The 21,466-nt window shown below is 58.2% G+C and carries 18 protein-coding genes; 5 read left to right on the top strand and 13 right to left on the bottom strand.

Annotated elements, in window-relative coordinates:
* Positions 1-304: 304 nt before the first annotated feature.
* The 3 genes from clpB to rluD form a co-directional block, all read right to left on the bottom strand.
* Complete coding sequence (gene clpB / locus ACZYTD_RS16675) at positions 305-2,875, bottom strand: ATP-dependent chaperone ClpB (protein WP_463893762.1); 2,571 nt, start codon at positions 2,873-2,875, stop codon at positions 305-307.
* Between the two features lie 100 nt (positions 2,876-2,975).
* Positions 2,976-3,731: a peptidoglycan editing factor PgeF gene (pgeF, locus tag ACZYTD_RS16670; RefSeq protein WP_463893760.1), complete on the bottom strand. Its 756-nt coding sequence runs from the start codon at positions 3,729-3,731 to the stop codon at positions 2,976-2,978.
* Positions 3,722-4,702, bottom strand: a complete 981-nt coding sequence (rluD, locus tag ACZYTD_RS16665; protein ID WP_463893759.1) for a 23S rRNA pseudouridine(1911/1915/1917) synthase RluD — start codon at positions 4,700-4,702, stop codon at positions 3,722-3,724. The genes pgeF and rluD overlap by 10 nt, the downstream gene beginning before the upstream one ends.
* 102 nt (positions 4,703-4,804) lie before the next feature.
* On the opposite strand from rluD, the gene ACZYTD_RS16660 reads away from it, so the two are divergent.
* Positions 4,805-5,563 carry an outer membrane protein assembly factor BamD gene (locus ACZYTD_RS16660; RefSeq protein WP_463893758.1) on the top strand — a complete coding sequence of 253 codons (759 nt, stop codon included), beginning with the start codon at positions 4,805-4,807 and terminating at the stop codon, positions 5,561-5,563.
* 63 nt (positions 5,564-5,626) lie between these two features.
* On the opposite strand, the gene gshA is transcribed toward ACZYTD_RS16660, so the two are convergent.
* From gshA to rnr, 9 genes are all read right to left on the bottom strand, one after another.
* The gene (gshA, locus tag ACZYTD_RS16655) at positions 5,627-7,204 is read right to left on the bottom strand and encodes a glutamate--cysteine ligase (RefSeq protein WP_463893757.1); all 1,578 of its coding nucleotides are present in this window, start codon (positions 7,202-7,204) and stop codon (positions 5,627-5,629) included.
* Positions 7,205-7,237: 33 nt separating this feature from the next.
* Positions 7,238-10,081, bottom strand: coding sequence for a M16 family metallopeptidase (locus tag ACZYTD_RS16650; RefSeq protein ID WP_463893756.1), 2,844 nt, complete (start codon positions 10,079-10,081; stop codon positions 7,238-7,240).
* A 22-nt stretch (positions 10,082-10,103) separates the two neighbouring features.
* The gene (locus tag ACZYTD_RS16645) at positions 10,104-10,532 is read right to left on the bottom strand and encodes a YqaA family protein (RefSeq protein ID WP_463893754.1); all 429 of its coding nucleotides are present in this window, start codon (positions 10,530-10,532) and stop codon (positions 10,104-10,106) included.
* Positions 10,533-10,729: 197 nt separating this feature from the next.
* Positions 10,730-11,494: a ferredoxin--NADP reductase gene (locus ACZYTD_RS16640; RefSeq protein WP_463893751.1), complete on the bottom strand. Its 765-nt coding sequence runs from the start codon at positions 11,492-11,494 to the stop codon at positions 10,730-10,732.
* A gap of 99 nt (positions 11,495-11,593) precedes the next feature.
* On the bottom strand, positions 11,594-12,046 hold the full coding sequence (rplI, locus tag ACZYTD_RS16635; protein WP_463893750.1) for a 50S ribosomal protein L9: 453 nt from the start codon (positions 12,044-12,046) through the stop codon (positions 11,594-11,596).
* Between the two features lie 41 nt (positions 12,047-12,087).
* Positions 12,088-12,318 carry a 30S ribosomal protein S18 gene (gene rpsR / locus ACZYTD_RS16630; RefSeq protein WP_460882936.1) on the bottom strand — a complete coding sequence of 77 codons (231 nt, stop codon included), beginning with the start codon at positions 12,316-12,318 and terminating at the stop codon, positions 12,088-12,090.
* A 30-nt stretch (positions 12,319-12,348) separates the two neighbouring features.
* The gene (gene rpsF / locus ACZYTD_RS16625; protein WP_463893747.1) at positions 12,349-12,732 is read right to left on the bottom strand and encodes a 30S ribosomal protein S6; all 384 of its coding nucleotides are present in this window, start codon (positions 12,730-12,732) and stop codon (positions 12,349-12,351) included.
* Positions 12,733-12,887: 155 nt separating this feature from the next.
* Complete coding sequence (gene rlmB, locus ACZYTD_RS16620; RefSeq protein WP_463893746.1) at positions 12,888-13,625, bottom strand: 23S rRNA (guanosine(2251)-2'-O)-methyltransferase RlmB; 738 nt, start codon at positions 13,623-13,625, stop codon at positions 12,888-12,890.
* A gap of 161 nt (positions 13,626-13,786) precedes the next feature.
* The gene (gene rnr, locus ACZYTD_RS16615) at positions 13,787-16,237 is read right to left on the bottom strand and encodes a ribonuclease R (protein WP_463893745.1); all 2,451 of its coding nucleotides are present in this window, start codon (positions 16,235-16,237) and stop codon (positions 13,787-13,789) included.
* 141 nt (positions 16,238-16,378) lie between these two features.
* On the opposite strand from rnr, the gene ACZYTD_RS16610 reads away from it, so the two are divergent.
* Positions 16,379-17,401 (top strand): GGDEF domain-containing protein, encoded by a 1,023-nt coding sequence (locus ACZYTD_RS16610; RefSeq protein ID WP_463893743.1) that lies wholly within the window; start codon positions 16,379-16,381, stop codon positions 17,399-17,401.
* Between the two features lie 118 nt (positions 17,402-17,519).
* Here the strand turns inward: ACZYTD_RS16610 and oxyR are convergent, their stop codons facing one another.
* Positions 17,520-18,437 (bottom strand): DNA-binding transcriptional regulator OxyR, encoded by a 918-nt coding sequence (gene oxyR, locus ACZYTD_RS16605; protein WP_463893741.1) that lies wholly within the window; start codon positions 18,435-18,437, stop codon positions 17,520-17,522.
* Between the two features lie 177 nt (positions 18,438-18,614).
* Here oxyR and ACZYTD_RS16600 point away from each other — a divergent pair, with 177 nt between their 5' ends.
* The 3 genes from ACZYTD_RS16600 (at position 18,615) to ACZYTD_RS16590 (ending at position 21,272) form a co-directional block, all read left to right on the top strand.
* Entirely contained in the window at positions 18,615-19,349 is a 735-nt protein-coding gene (locus ACZYTD_RS16600) for a glutathione peroxidase (protein WP_463893738.1), read from the top strand.
* A 170-nt stretch (positions 19,350-19,519) separates the two neighbouring features.
* Positions 19,520-20,971 carry a dihydrolipoyl dehydrogenase gene (locus ACZYTD_RS16595; protein ID WP_463893737.1) on the top strand — a complete coding sequence of 484 codons (1,452 nt, stop codon included), beginning with the start codon at positions 19,520-19,522 and terminating at the stop codon, positions 20,969-20,971.
* A gap of 64 nt (positions 20,972-21,035) precedes the next feature.
* Positions 21,036-21,272, top strand: a complete 237-nt coding sequence (locus tag ACZYTD_RS16590; RefSeq protein WP_463893735.1) for a hypothetical protein — start codon at positions 21,036-21,038, stop codon at positions 21,270-21,272.
* Positions 21,273-21,466: the final 194 nt, after the last annotated feature.

The raw sequence follows: 21,466 nt of genomic DNA, 5'->3' as shown, positions 1-21,466 counted from the left end.
CTTCAGAGTCAAGCACATTTTACTGCACTCGCTCCGGGGCGTTTCGGCCCGGTTAACACCGCTTGCATCACCTCCGAAGAGTGCCTGCTTTGCCGTGTCAACGAGGCGGCATTATAGGGAGTTCGATTCGGCACGCAAGTGCCTAGCTAATAAATATAGGATAAAACTGCGCGTTCGCTTGTTTTGCCATCAAAGTGCAGTAAAAAACAACATATCAGCCTAGGCCTTCACCATTACACTCTCAATATCGAGGCGGTTTCCCGCCTCGTTTCTTCCTTTACCCTGTCGATTATGAGTGCGGTGGCTATTCGATGGCAAAACGCCCATCTTGCAACGTCAAAACCATAAGCTTACCTGGCAACACCTTGCCAGAGAGAATAGCTTGGGCCAGTGGGTTCTCCACCTCTTGCTGGATGGCGCGCTTAAGCGGGCGAGCACCAAACACCGGATCGAACCCGACCTCGGCCAAGTGGCCCAACAGGCTGTCGCGTAGCTCGACCTTATAGCCCATCCCATCCAGGCGTTTGAGCAGACTGTCCAACTGGATACGGGCAATCAACTCAATATGGCCACGTCCCAAAGGATGGAACACAACACTCTCATCGATACGATTGAGGAACTCGGGACGGAAACTGTGCGCAAGTACATCCATCAGCATCCGTTTCATCTCATCATAGCTGGCCTCGCCATGCTGCTCCTGGATGAGATCCGATCCCAGGTTGGAGGTCATGATCACCACTGAGTTGCGGAAATCCACTGTGCGCCCCTGACCATCGGTCAGACGACCGTCATCCAGCACCTGCAACAGGATGTTAAAGACATCCGGGTGGGCCTTCTCTACTTCATCCAGCAAGATGACAGAATAAGGTTTACGCCGCACAGCCTCGGTGAGATAGCCCCCCTCTTCATAGCCCACATAACCTGGAGGTGCCCCGACCAAACGCGCCACACTATGCTTTTCCATAAATTCAGACATATCGATGCGAACCATGGCGTCCTGAGTATCAAACAGATACTCGGCCAATGCCTTGCATAGCTCTGTCTTCCCCACCCCGGTTGGCCCCAGAAAGAGAAACGAACCGATTGGCCTCATTGGATCTGCGAGGCCAGCCCGGCTGCGACGGATGGCATTGGCGACGGCTTCCACGGCCTCATCTTGGCCTATCACCCGTTTGTGCAAGTGCTCCTCCATGCGCATCAGCTTCTCTTTCTCGCTCTCCAGCATGCGCGCCACCGGAATACCGGTCCAACGAGCGAGCACCTCGGCGATCTCGGCATCAGTCACCCGGTTGCGCAGCAACTTCTCATCATGCATCTCGGCCTGAGAAGCCAGATCCAGCTGCTTCTCCAACTCGGGGATGCGGCCATAACGCAGCTCGGACATGCGAGCCAAGTCCTGAGCACGACTGGCGACATCAAACTCCTGACGCGCCTTTTCCAATTCAGCCTTGATGTGCTGAGTCCCGGCCAAGGAGGCCTTCTCCGCCTTCCAGAGCTCCTCTAGCTCATTATACTCCCCCTCTTTTTCCCTAATTTCGCCGTTTATGAGCTGCAGTCGCTGGGCGCTGGCCGCATCCTGCTCTTTCATCAGAGCCTGCTGCTCCATTTTCAATTGGATGATGCGCCGTTCCAGACGATCCAGTTGCTCCGGCTTGGAATCCATCTGCAAGCGAATGCTGGCGGCCGCCTCATCAATCAGATCTATGGCCTTGTCTGGCAGTTGACGGCCTGAGATGTAGCGATGCGAGAGGGTGGCCGCCGCGACTATGGCCGGGTCGGTGATCTGCACATGATGATGCAGCTCGTAGCGCCCCTTGAGCCCCCGCAGTATGGCGATGGTGTCCTCCACGCTCGGCTCTTCGATCAGTACCTTCTGGAAACGACGCTCCAGTGCCGCATCCTTCTCTATATATTGTCGATACTCATCCAGCGTGGTGGCACCGACACAGTGGAGTTCACCCCGCGCCAAGGCTGGCTTGAGCATATTGCCCGCATCCATGGCGCCTTCGGCCTTGCCCGCGCCCACCATGGTATGTAGTTCATCGATAAAGAGGATGACATTCCCCTCCTCCTTGGCCAGCTCGTTGAGCACGGCCTTGAGCCGCTCCTCAAACTCGCCCCGATACTTAGCGCCCGCCAACAGGGAGCCCATATCCAGTGACAACACCCGTTTATTCTTCAGCCCCTCGGGCACTTCACCATTGATGATGCGCTGGGCTAGCCCCTCGGCGATGGCTGTCTTACCCACACCAGGTTCGCCAATGAGGACCGGGTTATTCTTGGTCCGGCGCTGTAGCACCTGTATGGTGCGGCGTATCTCTTCATCCCGACCTATGACAGGGTCCAGCTTGCCGCGTTCGGCACGCTCAGTCAGATCTATGGTGTACTTCTCCAATGCCTGCCGCTTCTCTTCGGCCTCGGCATCATCCACCTTGTTGCCTCCCCGCACCTGCTCGATAGCCTTCTCCAGGTTCTCTTTTTTGAGGCCGCTAGCGCGCAGCAGATCCCCCAGTTGCCCTCTATCGTCCAGACCCGCCAGCACAAACATCTCGGAGGAGATGAACTTGTCCTGCCGTTGCTGGGAGAGCTTGTCGCACATATTGAGGACGCGACCCAGCTGGGGGGAAAGTTGTACATCGCCATCCACGCCACTGACTTTCGGCAAGCGATCCAGCTCTTGGCTCAGGCGATTACGCAGCCCACTCACATCGGCCCCGGCCAGGGTCAACAGCGGGCGAATAGAGCCCCCCTGCTGGTCCAGAAGGGCCAGCATCAGGTGAATGGGTTCGATGAATTGGTGATCGCGGCCCAATGCCAACGACTGGGCATCAGAGATGGCGACCTGAAATTTACTGGTGAGACGATCCAAACGCATTTCGCTCTCCCTTCTTGCGTACGGCTTGCAACCAACCGATATGGCTGGCCGCCTTGCTATTGAAGATGGGGGTTATTGCGCCGTATTCAAGTCGGGGTGGTCAATTTTGCGGCATCAACCAGATAACACCGCTCATGCGGCCCGTCTGACCATCGCGGCGATAGGAGTAAAACTGCTCTTGATTGCGGTAAGTGCACTCATCACCACCATAGATTTGCGTTATTCCCAAGCGAGCCAAGCGCAGGCGCGCCAGCAAGAAGAGATCGGCTAGCCATTTCCCCGATACGGAGGAGGCAACAAAAGCCTGCTCGGCGGCAGCATCTTGCGCCAGAAATGCCGCACGCACCTCGCTGCCCACTTCAAACGCCGTGGGGCCGATAGCGGGCCCGAGCCAGACCAGGATCTCAGCAACGGGCACCTGCATAGCCGCCACCGTCTGCTCTATCACCCCGTCACACAAGCCGCGCCAACCGGCATGGGCCGTCGCGATGACACTGCCCGCCTGATCGCACAGCAGCAGAGGCAGGCAGTCGGCCGTCATCACGGTTAGGGGAACACCCTCCCGTTGCGTCACGGCCGCATCTGCAGTCGGCGGCACAGCTGGCTGAGCCTGTTCGGCGCTATCGATGCGATAGACATCCACCCCATGCACTTGCTCCAGCCAGATCGGTTCTTGTGGCAACTGCAATGAGGCAGTGAGCTGGCGCCGATTCTCGGCGACATGGGCCGGATCATCGGCCACATGGGCGCCGAGATTGAGCCCGGCATAGACACCGGTACTCACCCCATCCTGGCGATTAGTGAAGATGGCCCGCACCCGAGAGGGTGCGGGCCACTGGGGATGGATCAGACCCATACCAGATCATCCGGGTTGGCGACCGTATCGGCACGCAAAACCTCAATCAGATCCACCATGTCCTGAGGAATGGGCGAATGCCACTCCATCAGCTCACAGGTGACCGGATGGGCCAGGCGCAACATGGTGGCATGCAAAGCCTGGCGCTGAAAACCGCGTAGGGCCGCGGTAAATTCCGGCGTAGCATTGCGAATGGGGCGCGAACGACCGCCATAGGTTGGATCACCCAACAGCGGGTGTTTAATATAGGCCATATGCACCCGGATCTGGTGCGTACGCCCGGTTTCCAGACGCAGACGCAGACGGGTGTGCGCCCGGAATTTCTCCATCACGCGATAGTGGGTAACAGCAGGCTTACCAGTGGGAGTCACAGCCATATGGGTGCGCAAGTTGGCATGGCGACCTATGGGCTCATCTACCGTACCGCCTGCGGTCATATGGCCCACCGCTATGGCCTCATATTCCCGGGTGATGTCACGACGCTGCAGGGCATCCACCAGATGGGTCTGGGCGGGAATGGACTTGGCGATCACCATCAATCCTGTGGTGTCCTTATCCAGACGGTGCACAATCCCGGCACGCGGTACTTCGGCAATTTCCGGATAGCGATAGAGCAGGGCGTTGAGCACAGTCCCATCCGGGGTTCCCGCCCCAGGGTGCACCACCAGGCCAGCTGGTTTGTCGATCACCAGGATATGGTCATCTTCATAGACTATGTTGAGCGCTATGTCCTGAGCCTTCCAGCGTGTCTCTTCGGCCACTTCGGCCACTATCAAGACTTGTTGACCCGCCATTACCCGCTCACGGGGCACATTGACCACCTTGCCATCCAGGCTGACCTTGTCATCCAGAACCCACTCCTTGATCCGGGTTCTGGAGTAATCGGGAAACAGATCGGACAACGCCTGATCCAGACGTTTGCCATAGTGGCGGTCCTCAAATATCCCGGTTAATTCGATTGCTTGGCTCATGGATGTTCTCTAGTTTGGAAAGGCATTTGGCGCATTCTATCTTTTCTTTTGCCTGAGCTTAACGGATACTTCTGCAATTGTGCGAAACAGGATCCCATGTGCATGTTGAAGAAGTCTCACTTGCTGCTCCCTTTGACCCTTGTCCTGGCCTTGCTGGCCGGTTGTTCCTCCACAGACAAGGAGAAGGTCCCCGATGAGCCGCCGGAAAAATTGTTCCAACAGGCCCAGGAAAAACTCGATAGCGGTAACTACAACAAGGCGGTTGAGTTGCTGGAGGCCCTGGATTCCCGCTATCCATTCGGCCCCTACTCGGCCCAGGTGCAGCTGGATCTGATCTACGCCTATTACAAGGATGGGGATACGGCCCACGCCATCGCCAACATAGACCGCTTCCTGCGTCTAAACCCCACCCATAAAGACGTAGACTATGTCTATTACATGCGCGGCCTGACCAACATGCAGGCAGACTATAACTTCTTCCACCATACCTTTGGCATGGACAGGTCGGATCGTGACCCAAGCTATGCTCGCCAGGCATTCCGTGACTTCAAGGTAGTGCTCAACAACTACCCTCAGAGTCAATATGCGGCCGATTCACACGCCCGCATGGTGAGCCTCAAGGATCGCCTTGCCAAGTATGACCTCTCTGTTGCCGACTACTACTGGCGCCGGGGTGCCTGGATTGCCGCCGCCAATCGCGCCAAGGGCATAGTGGAAAACTTCAGTGATAGCCCCTCGACCGAGGCTGCTCTGGAGATCATGGTCAAATCCTACGACAAGCTGGAGATGAGCGATCTCTCCCGCAATGCCCGCAAGGTGCTGGCGGCGAACTACCCCGATAATGAGCTGCTGACTCGCTAAGCACCACCAGCCGCCAATAAAAACGCCAGCGCTATGCTGGCGTTTTTATTGGGTGCGACGAACTCAGTGTGACAGATAACTGCGCAGAAACTCATCGAAGCCCATATGATCCGTGGCCTCCAGCTCCCCCTGTTTCGCCAAAGAGGCATGGGCCTCATCGGCAAAATAGGCACCATCCCAGAAGGTGAGCTCCTCACCACGCAATTGCTGCCGATACTTCTCCGCTAACTCACGGCCATAGGCGCCATTATCCAGATCATGGCTGACCAGATGATCCAGCAACCGGGCTGACAGGGTCTGGCTCGGATCCAGCAGCTTCTCGCGCTGGGCCTGCAACGCTATCTGATACTGCACTCGGCCATAGGTGCGATCCAGCAATTGGGCCACCTGAGCCAACTCATCAAACAGCTGCTCCCCCCACTCCCGCAGCCCCAACTCGCCCTGCTCACTCTGCAGCTTGATGCCAGGACGACGCCCCTCCAGTACCACCTGAGTCAGGTTGTGCCGATTACGCCGGTTCTCCTCATCACTCAAAGGGGCCGAGGGTTTGAGCAGACACCAGACCAGGAAGAGATCCAGAAAACGTAGTTGCTGAATGTCGACACCGAGCGGCGTGAAGGGATTAAGGTCCAGCGTCCGTAACTCAATATACTCGATGCCACGGTGCTCCAGTGCCGTCAGCGTGCGCTCGCCGGCTCTGGGGCTGCGCTTGGGACGAATGGGCGCATAGAGCTCATTCTCCAGCTGCAACACATTGTCATTGAGCTGACGGTATTCCCCCTCCACCTTGACACCCAGTCGGCTAAACTCTTCGGCCTTGGTGCGCAAGGCGCGACGCACACTCATCAAATAGCTGTCCAAATTGTCATGGTTGATGCCCAAATTCGCCTGAGCACTGTTGGTGTAACCCAGATCGGAGAGGCGCAACGAGGTGGCATAGGGTAGATAGAGCGTCCCCTTGCCCAGCTTCTGGAATGGCAAGCCACTCTCGCGCCCTTGCAAGAATGAGCTGCACAAGGCAGGAGAGGCGCCAAACAGGTAGGGGATCAACCAACCGAAACGGTAGACATTGCGGATAAGGCCCATGTAGCCATCGGAGATAAAGCGCTTGCACTGGCAACGCACCCCTCGCACCTCTTGCCACTCACTCCAGAAACTATCGGGCATGGAGAAGTTATAATGCACACCGGCAATGACCTGCATCAGGCTGCCATACCTGTGGTGTAATCCCTGGCGATAGAGGGTCTTCATGCGCCCCAGATTCGAACTGCCGTACTGGGCCAGGTGGATGCTCTCCTCACCACCGATGAAGCAGGGCATGGACATAGGCCACAACCGCTCCTCCCCCAGATGCTGCACCGCGTAGCGATGAATATCCGCCAACTGGGAGAGCAGGGTATCCATGGAGTCGGACGCCGGGGTGATAAACTCCATCAGGCTCTCAGCATAGTCGGTGGTGATGCTAGGGTGAGTAAGCGCCGCACCCAGTACCGCAGGATGGGCCAGCTGAGAGAGCCGCCCCTCGGGTGTGATGCGCAAACTCTCCCGCTCTATGCCCCGACGAATACCCCGCACCGCACCGATGCGCTCCGGGGTGTTGAGCTGCTCCAGCATATCGGTCAGTGAGACCTCAGATTTCATACCTATCCTTAAGGCACTGCTCCAGTGCCGACATTAACCTTGGGTCGCCCCTGGTGCCATATAGCGATAAATAGGAAGGTGGAGCTCCTTGAGTGGTTTTTCAAGTCGCTTGGCATCACCTACCACCACTATGATCATCTGCTCCTGGTTCAACCAACGTAGCGCCTGCTGTTGTAGCTGTGGCTGACTCACCGCCTCCACCTTGGCCTGTTGGGCCAACACATAACCGGCACTCTGCTTGTTGATAGCCATATTGAGCAGGAAGTTGGCCTTCTGCCCCAGCGTTTCATAGGAGAGGGCATCCTGACGGGAGAAGGCCGACTTCAGGTAGGCCAGCTCCTTGCCATCCGGGCCACTGCGCCGATACTCCCCCATCACTCGCAGTAACTGGCGCAGGGCATCGACCGTTGCCTCGCCACGCACATCACTACTGCAAACAAAATCGCCGGTATCCCGATTGCCACTGAAACCGCAGCTGGCACCATAGGTGTAGCCCTTCTGCTCACGTAGCGTCTGATTCAGACGACTATTGAAGTTGCCGGCAAAGTTAAAATTCATCAGATTGGCCAGCAGATAATCGCCCATCGCATCATAAGGCAGAGCCCGGCGCCCCACCCGCAGCGTGGATTGCATCGCCCCGGGATAATCCACCAGATAAATACCGGGTTTAGCCTCCGGCTCACTCGGCTTGAGATTCGGCAGGTTCTTCGCCTCTCCCTTGCGTGCCGCTAGAAACGCCAACTGAGGCAGCAAGCTCTGCTGATCCATGTCCCCCACGGCCACCACCACACCCCCGGCCGGGAAGTAATAGCGCTGGTAGTACTCCTGCACCTGCTGCAACGTTAGACGTTCCAGCGTAGTCGCATACCCCTCGTCCGGCTGTGACAACGGAGAGGAGGCACCATAGATCTGGCGATAAAACGCATCCTCGGCCTGCTGCCCAGGCTCTTGCTCGCCTTGACGCAAGGACTGCAACATCTGGTTCTTGATGCGAGCAAAATCACTCTCGCGCAAGCCGGGAGTATCGAGCAGCTCCGCCACCAACTTCAGAGTCTGGGGCAGATTCTCGGCCAGGGCGCTGACCGTGATCAGGGTGTTATAGCTAGCGGCACTGATCGAGATGGAGGAACCCAATCGCTGCAACTCTTCACTCAACTGCTCGCCACTCAGGCGCTGTGTCCCCTGCCGCACCAGCATGGCCGTGAGGCTGGCCAATCCCGCCTCCTTAGGTGACTCCACCCGGCGCCCACCCGGTAGGGTAATCGTCAGGGTGACGGCCGGTATCTCGGTATTGCGGCTGCCCCACACCTTAATCTGATCGGTCAGCTTGCTCTGCCACAGAGGGGGCACGGCACGCACCAGGGCGGCACCACTGTGCGGCATCCGGCTGCGATCGAAGTTATCCACCAGGGTACGCAGGGCGGGAGCCGCCTCATGTTGGTAGGGCACCAGCTTCCGCTCACCCGGCTGATAATCGGGTTTGGCCACCTGCCACTGACGCTGCCCCTTGGGGATGACGCTGAGCCAGAGCGCGGGTTTATTGGCTATATGTTGTTGATAAGCTTGTAACACCTGCTCAGCCGTGACCTGGTTCAGCTGCTGCATACTGTGCACGCTGGAATTGGGATCACCAAACAGCACCTGACCTGATGCCAGTTGACCCACCTTATCCTCGACACTCTCGCGCCCCCAGACACTATTGGCCCGCACTATGCCTTTGATCCGAGCCAGATCGGCCGAGGTGATCCCCTGCTGGGCAAACTCGGCCAGCAAGCGCTGCACCTGCTCGGCCAGGGGCTTAAGAGAGGTGAGCTTCTGCGGATTGGGTTGCAGCATCAACTGCAAGTTACAGTTGAGCTCAGCACAATTAAACGAGGCACTCGCCTCCAGAGCCAGGCCAGGCTTAACCAATTGCTGATAGAAAATCGAGTTCTTCGACCCCGCCAGCTTGTCGGCGAAAATATCCAGCGCCGCCTCACTCTGGGAGCCAGGGACGACCGCCGTCGGATAGGTGACCAACAGCAGGGGTAGCTTGATGTTGTCCTCATAGGTCACATGCCGCGGCTTCTCTAGCGCCACGGGCTGCAGTGCCGGTTTGCTCACCTCGGGGCCTGCCGGAATGGGGACAAAGTAACGCTCCACCCAGGCCAGCGCCTGCTCGGGTTGGAAATCCCCCCCTATGGTCAGGGTCGCATTATTGGGGCCATACCAGCGCAGGAAGAAACGCTTGAGGTCATTCACATCGACCCGGTTGAGGTCGTCGATATAGCCAATGGGCTGCCAGGAGTAGGGATGGTCGCGGGGATAAAGCGATTCACCCAAGACCTCGCGCACCCGACCATAGGGTTGGTTATCCATGGTCTGGCCCCGCTCGTTCTTCACCGTATCACGCTGGATCTCGAACTTCTTCTGGCTCACCGCATCCAGCAGGAAGCCCATGCGATCCGCCTCCAGCCAAAGTACCTTCTCCAGCTCATTGGCTGGAACCGTCTGGAAATAACGAGTTACATCCTGACCGGTGGAGCCATTCAATGACCCACCCGCCTCCTCGATCAGCTTGAAGTGCTGTTGATCGGCCACATGCTTGGAGCCCTGGAACATCATGTGTTCGAAGAAGTGAGCAAAGCCGGTCATCCCCTGAACCTCGCGCGCCGACCCCACATGGTAGGTCACATTCACATGCACCAGAGGGTCGGAGTGATCCGGGCTCAGGATCAGGGTCAAGCCATTGGCCAGATGGTATTTTTGATAGGGAATGGCCAGAGAGCCGGGTTCAGCTTTTTGTTCAGCAACCAATTGTACGGCAGACGCCGCCAGAACAGGGGGCACCAGCAGGGAAAACAGGCAGGCACCCAAGGGGACGAGATAACGCTTCACAACCACCTCTCACAACCATCGCTCACCACAGCAAATCCGCTGTCATCGCGATCAATAGATAACGGGCAGCCTTGCCCATCAGGATAAAGAACAAAGAAAGCGACCAGGACCAGCGCAACCAGCCGGCCAGCAGACAGAGCGGATCCCCCACCACAGGCACCCAGGCCAGTAGCAGGGAGTAATAACCGTGTCGCTGCAACCAGGCCAGGGCCCGCTGCTGGGCAGGCTTGACGAGGGGAGTCAAGGGCCGGTAGCGAGCCAGCCAGTACCCCATGCTCCAACTCACCATAGAGCCCAGCGCATTGCCCAGCGTGGCCACCAATACCCACCAGGGCCACTGGTCTGGTGCCTTGAGTAGCAGCGCCCCCAAGGCCAACTCCGAACTGCCCGGCAGCAGAGTAGCCGAGGTAAAGGCGCTGACAAACAGAGCCCAGGCCGCCCAACTTAGCATGACAAGAGCCGCGAACCCCAGGTATGAGTCTGCGCTGACCAAACTGGCGCAATTTCGGCCCATCGCAAGATGGTCGGGTGACCCGAGGCCGTGATCTGAAGTTGCACTATTAGCGAACCCTACCAGGAGAGAACAAAAAATGATGCGCCGAGAATACTAGGCTAGAGGGGGCATGACCAGAGCCTTGACGGCCAGCCTTACCAGTAGTTTTCCATGCTCACTTGTCCAGGAGCCCGCCGCAGATGCTTGCTCAGACCCCGGCTCTGCAGGGCTTGCAGTGTCTCCTTGACCATGGCGGGATTGCCACACAGCATCACCTGACTGAACTCAGGCTGCAGAGATAGGCCGACTGCTTGCTCAAGACGCCCGTCCAGAATGGCCGCCGGGATGCGGCCCGCCAATCCCTCGGGCCAAGACTCGCGGGTGACGAAAGGAACATAGTGCAAGCGACCAGGCCAGCGCGCCATCAGCTCATGGATAAGCGGCTGATAACTCAGCTCCTCACCCAGACGTACCCCGTGCGCCAGCACCAGTTGCTCAAAGCGCTCCGCCACGGCGCCATCAGCCAGGAGGGAGAGAAAGGGGCCAATGGCCGTACCGGTCGCCAGCATCCAGAGATCCCGACCAGCAGGTAACTCATTCAGGGTGAGAAAGCCACTGGCCTGCCGGGCCACTTGAAGGGTATCACCCACCGTCAGGCGGTGCAGATGAGGCGTCAGGCGACCGCCTGGAATGAGAACCACATAAAACTCATGGAAGCCCGCATTGGGCGGGTTGACGAAGGAGTAGGCATGAGCCACACGCTCCACCCCAGATGGTGCCTCGGGGGCAGGTAACAGCAGAGCGAGACGGGTAAACTGACCCGCCTCATAGGGTGCCAGCTCAGCTTCTACCCGTAGCGAGAAGAGCTGTTGATTCCAGCGGATCACCTTAATGACTCGCCCTTCGACCCAATCCGTCATATCCCGCTCCAGATGTGAAACTCTCTCTTCACTCTAGCCGGAAAGCGGGCAATAAAAAACCCGCGACTAGCGCGGGTTTTTCGACCTGAAGCTCAGTAATTACTTAGAAGCAACTACGGCGATCTTCACAGAGGTCTTGACGTCAGCGTGTACTTGTACAGCGATGTCGTATTCGCCAGTGTAGCGCAGAGCGCCTTCTGGCATACGGATTTCGCTCTTAGAAACTGCAACGCCAGCGGCAGTGATGGCATCAGCCACGTCACGGGTACCGATGGAGCCGAACAGCTTGCCTTCGTCACCAGACTTGGACTCAATGGTCACATTTTCCAGGGCAGCGATCTGAGCAGCGCGAGCCTCGGCAGCAGCCAGAACACCAGCCAGCTTGGCTTCGAGTTCGGCGCGACGAGTTTCAAACACTTCCAGGTTTGCCTTGGTGGCCATAACAGCCTTGCCTTGCGGGATCAGGAAGTTACGAGCGAAACCGCTTTTCACTTCAACTGTGTCACCCAAACCGCCCAGACGAGCGATTTTATCGAGCAGAATTACTTGCATTACCTTTCCTCGGTTAATGTTGAGTTAGGCCAGGCGCCAAATCACTTATTGTGCAGATCAGTGTAAGGCAGCAGAGCCAGGTAACGGGCACGCTTGATGGCGCGGGCCAGTTGACGCTGATACTTAGCGCGGGTACCGGTGATGCGGCTCGGTACGATCTTGCCAGATTCAGTAACGTAGTTCTTCAGGGTCAGAGTATCTTTGTAATCGATCTCGGTGACGCCTTCAGCGGTGAAGCGGCAGAACTTGCGACGACGGAAATAACGTGCCATTTGCGGTTATCCTCTTAATAGTCTCTGGAATTACTCAGCGGCTTCAGCAACATCATCGGCTTCGATGCGATCATCGCGACGGCCTTGACGTTCTTCGCGGGCCTTGGCCATCGGAGAGGCTTCGGTCACAGCGTTCTTAGTACGCATGATCAGATTGCGGATAACTGCATCGTTGTAGCGGAAGTTAGACTCCAGCTCGTCGATCACAGCTTGCTCAGCTTCAACGTTCAGCAGAACGTAGTGTGCCTTGTGCAGCTTGTCGATTGGGTAAGCCAGTTGACGACGGCCCCAATCTTCCAGGCGGTGGATCTTGCCGCCAGACTTCTCGATGGCGCCAGTATAGCGCTCGATCATGCCAGCAACTTGTTCGCTCTGGTCCGGGTGAACCATGAAGACGATTTCGTAGTGACGCATGGATTGCTCCTTACGGTTTAGTAGCCCCCGTCTTGGCTCAGTCAGACCATCGAGGGCAAGGAACTTAAAAGTATGTTTTTGACTGACTTTTGAGGCGCGGAATTCTATGCGAGCCCAACCACGATTGCAATTAAAATTTAATCAAGGCAATCCACTCACCCTCGACGTTGACGCACCGCCTCGAACAGACAAACGCCAGTAGCCACAGAGACGTTCAGGCTGGAGACGCCACCGGCCATGGGAATGCTGATGAGTTCATCGCAATTCTCACGGGTCAGCCGGCGCATACCGGAGCCTTCAGCCCCCATCACCAGGGCTAGCGGGCCGGTCAGTTTGCTCTGATAGAGATCATGGTCCGCCTCACCCGCCGTGCCTACCACCCAAACGCCCCGCTCCTGCAGCTCACGCAGCGTGCGCGCCAGGTTGGTGACCTGAATGAAGGGGACAGTCTCGGCGGCGCCACAGGCCACCTTGCGCGCCGTGCCATTGAGGCTCACCGACTTGTCACGGGGCACTATCAGCGCATGGACTCCGGCGGCATCGGCATTACGCAGGCAGGCACCCAGGTTGTGGGGGTCGGTGACCCCATCCAGGATCAACAAGAAGGGCTGTTCGATCCCTTCCAGCAGCGCCCAGAGGTCCTGTTCGTCATACTTTTTACCTTCGCGAATGCGGGCTATGATCCCCTGGTGAATGGCCCCCTCGGCCTTGTCATCCAGGGTCTTGCGAGTCACCAACTGGATGCTGACTCCACACTGTTGCAACTGATTGAGCAGCGGCAGCAGGCGCTCATCATCCCGTCCCTTGAGTACCCAGGCCTCGAGAAAACGCTCCGGCTGACGCTCCAGCAAGGCACTCACCGCATGAATGCCGTAGATCAGTTCATTACTCACTTTCAGATCCTTGTTCTTCTGGAGGCCGACCAGCCTCCCCTTGGGGCGCTATTCTATCTCAGCGCACACCGATCTGCCTGTTATTCACCGGCACAAATACAAACGCCCCGCTGTAAGCCGGGGCGCTTGGGTTAACGACACATCAAACGCGGCTTATTGGCTTAGCGCTTCTTGGCCGTTTTACCAGCATCCGCCTTAGCGGCCTTAGCCTTGCTGCGGCGCCGTTTCTTGCCCGCCCCTTCCTTAGCAGCAGGAGCAGGCCCTTTGCCCTCTCCCTTGACGCCGCCTTTACCGCGCGCCGCTTTATCCTGGGAGTGTTGCTCGGCCTTGTGCTCCCGACGTCGGGCGGCTTTCTGCTTCTCGCCCTTGATCTCTTCCAGACGCAGGCTCTGCTTCTTGGCATCCTTCCCCTTGAAGTTGAAGGGCTCCTCAATCAGCTGGAAGTCGATCTTGCGATCGTCCAGATTGACCCCCATCACCTTGACCCGCACCTTGTCACCCAGGCGATGGACGCGACGGAAATTCTCGCCGATCAGGGTTTGGCGGGCGGCATCAAACTGATAGTAGTCATTGCCTAGGGTGCTGATGTGCACCAGACCATCTATGTGCAAGTCCGCCAAGCGCACGAACATGCCAAAGCCGGTCACCCCGGAGATAACCCCCTCCATCTCCTGACCCACATGATCCTGCATGTATTCGCACTTGAGCCAGTCGGCCACATCGCGGGTGGCATCATCGGCCCGGCGCTCAGTCATGGAGCACTGCAAGCCCATGGGCTGAATTTCGTCATAGAGATAGTTGTAGCCACCGGTCGGCGTCCACTTGTGCTTCGGATTACCCAGCTCCTTGGCCAACTGATACTTGATGGCCCGGTGCAGCAGCAGATCCGGATAGCGACGAATGGGCGAAGTGAAGTGGGCATACTGCTTCAAAGCCAAACCGAAGTGGCCCAGGTTGTCGGCACTGTACTGAGCCTGGGACATGGAGCGCAGCAGCATGGAGTTGATAAGCTCCACATCCGGCCGCTCCCGTACCAGCTCGGCCAGCTCGGCAAAGTCCTTGGACTCAGGCTCCAGACCCCCCTTGAGCTCCAGACCCAGTTCACCCAGGAACTGGCGGAAGGTTTCCAGCTTGAGTTCACCCGGCCGCTCGTGGATACGGAACAGGGTCTCGGCCTCGCACTTCTCGATGTAGCGGGCTGCCGCCACGTTCGCCTGGATCATGCACTCTTCGATGAGCTTGTGGGCATCGTTGCGCACCAGCGGAACTATGCGTTCAATCTTACGCTGAGCGTTGAAGATGAAGCGGGTTTCATCGCTCTCAAACTCCACCGCACCCCGTTCATGGCGCGCATGCTTCAAGGCCAGGTAGAGCTTGTGCAACTCCTCGATATGACCCACCAGCGGCTCATATTGCTGGCGCAGCTTGGGATCGCCCTCCAGGATCGCCGCCACCTTGGTGTAGGTGAAACGGGCATGCGAGTTCATCACCGCCTCGAAGAACTTGTAACCGGACATGCGACCCGTCTCGCTGATGGTCATCTCGCAGACCATGCAGAGGCGGTCCACCTGCGGGTTCAAGGAACAGAGGCCGTTGGAGAGCACCTCGGGCAACATGGGGACCACGTTTTCCGGGAAGTAGACAGAGTTGCCGCGGTTATGGGCCTCGGCATCCAGTGGTTTGCCATGACGCACATAGTAGGAGACATCGGCGATCGCCACCCACAGACGCCAGCCCCCGGAGCGTTTACGCTCACAGTAGACGGCATCATCGAAGTCACGGGCATCCTCGCCATCTATGGTCATCAGAGGCAACTGTCGCAGATCGACCCGCCCCTGCTTGGCGACTTCAGGCACCTCTTCGGTGAGCCCCTTGATCTCCTCCAGCACATCGGCTGGCCAGACATGGGGAATGCCATAGTTACGGATGGCCACTTCGATTTCGAGACCCGGATCCATGTGGTCGCCCAAGACTTCGAGCACCTCACCCACCGCATTCATGCGACCCGAGGGGCGCTGGGTAATGCGCACCACGACCATCTGGCTCTGACGCGCCCCTTTATTCATGCCCGGCGGGATCAGGATATCCTGGCCAAGGCGCGTATCATCTGGCACCACGAAGCCGACGTCGTTCTCGATGAAGTAGCGCCCCACCACATCCAGCTCCCGGGACTTGAGCAGGCGCACCAGGCGCGCCTCACGCCGGCCGCGCGGATCCAGCCCGGTGGGCTGCACCAGCACATAGTCACCATGCATCAGGCGATCCATCTCGCGAGGGGCCAGGAAGAGATCCTCCCCCCCCTCTTCAGGGCGCAGGAAACCGAAACCATCCTTATGGCCCAGCACGGTGCCCTTCACTAAATTCATCTTCTCTGGCAAGGCGTAGGCCTTGGCCCGAGTAAACACCAACTGACCATCGCGCTCCATGGCGCGCAGGCGGCGGCGCAGTGCCTCTTCCGGCTCTTCACCGGACAGGTTCAGCAAGGTCATCAATTCGTCACGGGATACCGGAGTGCGCTGTTTTTCGATCAGCGCCAGAATGGCTTCGCGGCTTGGGATGGGATTTTCATACTTCTCGGCTTCGCGTTCGCGAAAGGGATCCGGGATGGACATAGGCGGGCCTTATTCAAGGAATTTAGGAGTGTCCACAAAAGTATAACGAAAGGGCGAGCCAAATGGCATGGCCAGTTTCACAGCCTGCATTGGCAGTCTATGATAGGAGGAAGAGAATCGTCAGCCGCCGTGAGTGTCGACATGTCCAAAGAGAGTTTTATTCAGGCAAGCGCCTATTTGAAACAGGCCGTCCCCCTGATGATCAAATATCAAATTCCGACGACGCCGACCAACTATGCGCTCTGGTACACCTATGTGGCGCAAACCAACCCCCAGCTCAATGCGGCCGTCGACAGCACCATCAAGGAGTCCGGTCTCTGCAGCCCCCTCTCCAGCGAGTTGCTCTATCAGGAGCATGTGGCCGCCCAGACCGAGCGTGATGTGGAGACCATGAAGCAGAGCCTGGAAGCCATGGTCACCGAGCTCAACACCAATATGCGCGACACCTTGAGCGATACCGATGGTTTTAAGGTCATGCTGGAGAAGAGCTTCAGCAAACTGATGAAGTTCGAGGACGAGGGGCTCTCCATCGAAGAGACGGTGGCGCTGGTGCGCGAACTGGTCAAGAGCTCCCGTGACATCACCCAGACCACCCAGCTATTTCACAACCAGCTGAGCGATGCCGAAAAAGAGATAGCCGAGTTGAAACAGCATCTGGAGAAGAGTCGCGCGGAAGCCTTCCACGATGCCCTGACCGGTATGCTCAACCGCCGCGCCTTCGATCAGGAGTTGCGCCACCGACTGCAGACCCATAGTCAGTTCACCCTGATCATACTGGATGTGGATCGCTTCAAGAAAATCAACGATGAGTTTGGCCACATCTTCGGCGATCAGGTGCTCAAGGCCATAGCACGCCGGGTGACCGATGCCTGCAAGGCGGGGATCAAAGGCTTTCGCATCGGCGGTGAGGAGATGGCGGTGATACTGCCGCAGACGACCCTGCCGGTAGCCCGCCAGTTTGCCGAAGCCCTGCGCCGCGCCGTCGAGAAGATCACCGTCATGGAGAAAAAGAGCGGCCAGCGCCTCAATAGCCTCAGTGCCTCATTTGGCGTCGCCGAATACCTGACGGGAGATGGCTATGAGCAGATCATGCGCCGGGCCGATGACCAGCTCTACCGGGCCAAGGAGCTGGGGCGCAACCGCGTCATGCCCATGTCGCTCTAGTCACCAGATAGCGTAATAGTGGCTAACCTTCACCACGTTAACGCTTGGAATTGCGAGCAGTTTGCCGCGGCATGCCCCCACAACACCAAATAACAGGGGCAGTCATAAGCTGCCGGGATCAATTCACCTCATCCAACCCCTGGCGCATCACGCCCGCCATCTGCTCACTCACCCAAGCGGCCAATTGCTCATAGCGCGCCCGCAGGGGGGAGCCGGGGCGGTAGATGAGCCCGATGGCCCGATTCGGCTGAGGCTGATGACAGGGCAGGTAGCAGACCCCATCCCGACACCGTTCATTGGGTACCGCCAGTTGCGGTAACAGGGTGATGCCGGCGCCGGCTGCCACCATGTTGCGCAGTGTCTCCAGGCTGGTGGCGCGAAAGTGGCTGTCCTCCTTGGCGCCGGCGGCAAAACAGAAGCCCAGGGCTTGATCCCGCAGGCAGTGACCATCCTCGAGCATCAATAGTCGGTGCCCCGCCAACTCAGGCAACGCCACCGACTCCCGTTGCGACCACTCATGATCCATGGGCACGGCTAGGGCCATGGGCTCCACAAACAGCGGCAACTCCACGAAGGGCTCGCTCTCCTTGACCAGCGCCAGAATGGCACAGTCAAGCTGGCCACTCTCTAATTGAGCCACTATCTGGTGGGTCTGCGCCTCATGCAGATAGAACTCCAACTGGGGAAAGGCCTGACGCAGCCCGGGGACTATATGGGGCAAGAGGTAGGGAGCCACAGTGGGGATCAGCCCCAGATGCAGGGGGCCACTCATGGTCTGGCCATGGCTACCCGCCAGCTCGCGAAACAGCTGTGCTTCACTCAACACCCTTCTGGCCTGATCCACCAGTTGCAACCCAGCCTGGGTAAAGAGCACCTTGCGGCTGGTACGCTCGAGAAATTGCACCCCCAACTCCTCTTCCAGCTTCTTGAGCTGCCCGCTCAAGGTCGGCTGGCTGACAAAGCAGCGCTCCGCAGCCCGCCGAAAGTGCCGCTCCTCTGCCAACGCCAGCAGATATTCTAAATCTTTCAGGTTCATTAAGATGCAATTGATAGGTAATACCTATCAAAACAATAGCAGATAACAATTGGAACTATCAATCCAGCTGCATCATTATGAATCCATCGACGGGCCAGAGTGACACCGTCGCCAGCCTCAGGCTGCAGAGTGAATTAAACCCGTGATTGTTTGCACTACCACTTAAGGAGCTACACCATGTCCCAATCCTACGAAGGCAAGAAGGTTCCCAGCGTTACGTTCCATACCCGTCAGGCCGACCAGTGGGTCGATGTCACCACAGAAGAGCTGTTTGCCGGCCGGACTGTTGTGGTCTTCTCCCTGCCAGGTGCCTTTACGCCCACCTGCTCTTCCAGCCACCTGCCACGCTACAACGAGCTGCTGCCAGCATTCAAGAAGCTGGGGGTGGATGAGATCCTCTGCGTCTCGGTCAATGACACCTTTGTCATGAATGCCTGGAAAGAGGATCAGAAGGCAGAAAACATCACCTTCATTCCAGATGGCAACGGTGACTTCACCGCCGGCATGGGGCAGTTGGTCGAGAAGGAAGACCTGGGCTTTGGCAAGCGCTCCTGGCGCTACTCCATGCTGGTGAAGGATGGCGTAGTCGAGAAGATGTTCATCGAGCCGAACGAGCCAGGGGATCCCTTCAAGGTTTCCGATGCCGACACCATTCTCAAGTACCTGGATCCCGCCGCCAAGGTGCAAGAGTCCGTGGCCCTGTTCACCAAACCAGGCTGCCCCTTCTGCGCCAAGGCCAAGAAGCTGCTGGCTGACCGCGGCATCGCCTATGAAGAGCTGGTGCTGGGTAAAGATGCCACCACAGTCGGCTTGCGTGCCGTCACCGGTCGCACCAGTGTGCCGCAAGTCTATATCGGCGGTCAGCACATAGGTGGCAGCGACGAGCTGGAAGCCTACTTCGCCAAGCAGTAACAGTGAGTCACCCGGCGAGGCCGGGTGATCCTATCCCTCAGTGCCGTTTTGGTGGGCCCCCTGTTACCGGGACACCCACCTTTTTTCGGCCATCACTACCAGCCATCTGTCGCGGCTGAGTTGCCCAAGTCGGCTGCTAGTGATGAGCAACCCCCATTTAAGGAGTGAGCATGAACAGAATTGAAGTAGATGTTGCCGTGATAGGGGGGGGTACCGCAGGTTTGGGCGCCTACCGCGCCGCCAAGGCCCATAGTAAGAAGGTGGTGATGATTGAAGGGGGCCCTTACGGCACCACCTGTGCCCGCGTCGGCTGCATGCCCTCCAAGCTGCTGATCGCCGCCGCCGAGGCGGTACACCATATCAAACAGGCACCGGGCTTTGGCGTCCATCCGGAAGGGCACATCCGCATCGATGGCCAAGAGGTGATGGCCCGGGTCAAGCGCGAGCGGGATCGCTTCGTCGGCTTCGTCCTCGAAGGCGTTGACAGCATACCAGCCAGCGACAAGATCCACGGCTACGCCCGTTTTACCGGCCCGCATACCCTGGTAGTGGATGATCACACCGAGATCCATGCCGAACGCATCGTCATCGCCACCGGCTCGCGCCCCAGCTGGCCTGCGGCCTGGAATGAGCTGGGAGACCGACTCATCATCAACGACGATGTGTTTAACTGGGATGATTTGCCCAAGGCCGTGGCCGTATTCGGACCTGGGGTGATAGGGCTGGAGCTGGGCCAAGCCCTGCATCGGCTGGGGGTAGAGGTGCTGATGTTCGGCATGGGGGGACAAGTTGGCCCACTCACAGATGAGAAGGTACGCGACTACGCCGCCAAAACTGTCAACGAGGAGTTCTATCTGGATGCCGACGCCAAGGTGGAGCAGATGTTCCGCGATGGCGACCAGGTGCGCATCCATTACCTCGACAAGCAGGGGCAGCAGCAGGAAGCCAGCGTGGATTATGTGCTCGCCGCCACCGGTCGCCGCGCCAATGTGGACAAGCTCGATATTGAGAAAACCGGTGCAGAGCTCGACAACCGCGGCATACCAGTTGCCGACCGCTTCACCCTGCAGACCAGTGTGCCGCACCTCTTCATCGCCGGGGATGCCAGCAACCAGTTGCCGCTGTTGCATGAAGCGGCGGATCAGGGGCGCATCGCCGGAGATAACGCCGGCCGCTACCCGGATATCCGCGCCGGTCTGCGCCGTTCGACCATCGCCGTGGTCTTCACCGACCCGCAGATCGCCATGATCGGCAGTACCTTGCGGGAGCTGAACCAAACCTATACCCGCTGCGGCTGTTTCGAGATAGGTGAAGTCTCCTTCGAAGATCAGGGCCGCTCCCGGGTCATGCTGCGCAACAAGGGGATATTGCGGGTGTATGGCGAACACGGCACCGGCCGCTTCCTCGGCGCCGAGATGATAGGCCCCAGCGCCGAGCACATAGCTCACCTGTTGGCGTGGGCCCACCAGCAACAGATGACCATCAGCCAGATGCTGGACATGCCCTTCTACCACCCGGTGATCGAAGAGGGGCTGCGCACCGCATTGCGGGATCTCAACGCCAAGCTGCACCTGGGCCCGGAAATGGTCAAACGCTGCCTGGACTGCGGCCCCGGTGCCTAACCCGCCAAAGCAGAAGCGGTGCCATAACGGCACCGCTTTTTGGGTTTCCGCCACAGGAGCCCCCATGAAAATAGCATTACCCTGTTATCTGCTCGGCCTGGCCGTTGTCTGGTGTTCGGCATCCTGGGGCGAGAACCCGGCACCGACAGGGATGTATCAGGCAACCATAGCCGCAGATGGCGTGCAGCATGTCACTATGGATAGTGGGCGTTACTGTTTCAAACCCAACCATGTGATGGTCAAGGTACCGGTTGAATTATCAGTTAAGGCAGAGAGCGGATTGGCCCCCATAACCTGGTGATCCAGGCACCAGAAGCCGGAATCAAGATCGCGCAGAGTCTCTCCAGTGACGCCAAGCGTATCCGCTTCACGCCTAAGGCCGTAGGTAAATACCCCTTCTATTGCAGCAAGGGGCGGCCATTCTTTAAGAGCCACAGAGAGAAGGGAATGGAAGGCCTGCTTGAGGTAGGGAAATAATCCAGCGCATCACAGCAA

This window comes from Pseudaeromonas sp. HNCC25DJ180 (assembly GCF_055413345.1).
This window is presented reverse-complemented; position numbering and strand designations above follow the sequence as displayed.

Bases quoted from the DNA above. Each gene is read 5' to 3' on its own strand.
- clpB (WP_463893762.1), bottom strand. From the start codon at position 2,875: ATGCGTTTGGATCGTCTCACCAGTAAATTTCAGGTCGCCATCTCTGAT.
- pgeF (WP_463893760.1), bottom strand. From the start codon at position 3,731: ATGGGTCTGATCCATCCCCAGTGGCCCGCACCCTCTCGGGTGCGGGCC.
- rluD (WP_463893759.1), bottom strand. From the start codon at position 4,702: ATGAGCCAAGCAATCGAATTAACCGGGATATTTGAGGACCGCCACTAT.
- ACZYTD_RS16660 (WP_463893758.1), top strand. From the start codon at position 4,805: ATGTTGAAGAAGTCTCACTTGCTGCTCCCTTTGACCCTTGTCCTGGCC.
- gshA (WP_463893757.1), bottom strand. From the start codon at position 7,204: ATGAAATCTGAGGTCTCACTGACCGATATGCTGGAGCAGCTCAACACC.
- ACZYTD_RS16645 (WP_463893754.1), bottom strand. From the start codon at position 10,532: ATGCTAAGTTGGGCGGCCTGGGCTCTGTTTGTCAGCGCCTTTACCTCG.
- ACZYTD_RS16640 (WP_463893751.1), bottom strand. From the start codon at position 11,494: ATGACGGATTGGGTCGAAGGGCGAGTCATTAAGGTGATCCGCTGGAAT.
- rplI (WP_463893750.1), bottom strand. From the start codon at position 12,046: ATGCAAGTAATTCTGCTCGATAAAATCGCTCGTCTGGGCGGTTTGGGT.
- rpsR (WP_460882936.1), bottom strand. From the start codon at position 12,318: ATGGCACGTTATTTCCGTCGTCGCAAGTTCTGCCGCTTCACCGCTGAA.
- rpsF (WP_463893747.1), bottom strand. From the start codon at position 12,732: ATGCGTCACTACGAAATCGTCTTCATGGTTCACCCGGACCAGAGCGAA.
- rnr (WP_463893745.1), bottom strand. From the start codon at position 16,237: ATGTCCATCCCGGATCCCTTTCGCGAACGCGAAGCCGAGAAGTATGAA.
- ACZYTD_RS16610 (WP_463893743.1), top strand. From the start codon at position 16,379: ATGTCCAAAGAGAGTTTTATTCAGGCAAGCGCCTATTTGAAACAGGCC.
- oxyR (WP_463893741.1), bottom strand. From the start codon at position 18,437: ATGAACCTGAAAGATTTAGAATATCTGCTGGCGTTGGCAGAGGAGCGG.
- ACZYTD_RS16600 (WP_463893738.1), top strand. From the start codon at position 18,615: ATGTCCCAATCCTACGAAGGCAAGAAGGTTCCCAGCGTTACGTTCCAT.
- ACZYTD_RS16595 (WP_463893737.1), top strand. From the start codon at position 19,520: ATGAACAGAATTGAAGTAGATGTTGCCGTGATAGGGGGGGGTACCGCA.
- ACZYTD_RS16590 (WP_463893735.1), top strand. From the start codon at position 21,036: ATGAAAATAGCATTACCCTGTTATCTGCTCGGCCTGGCCGTTGTCTGG.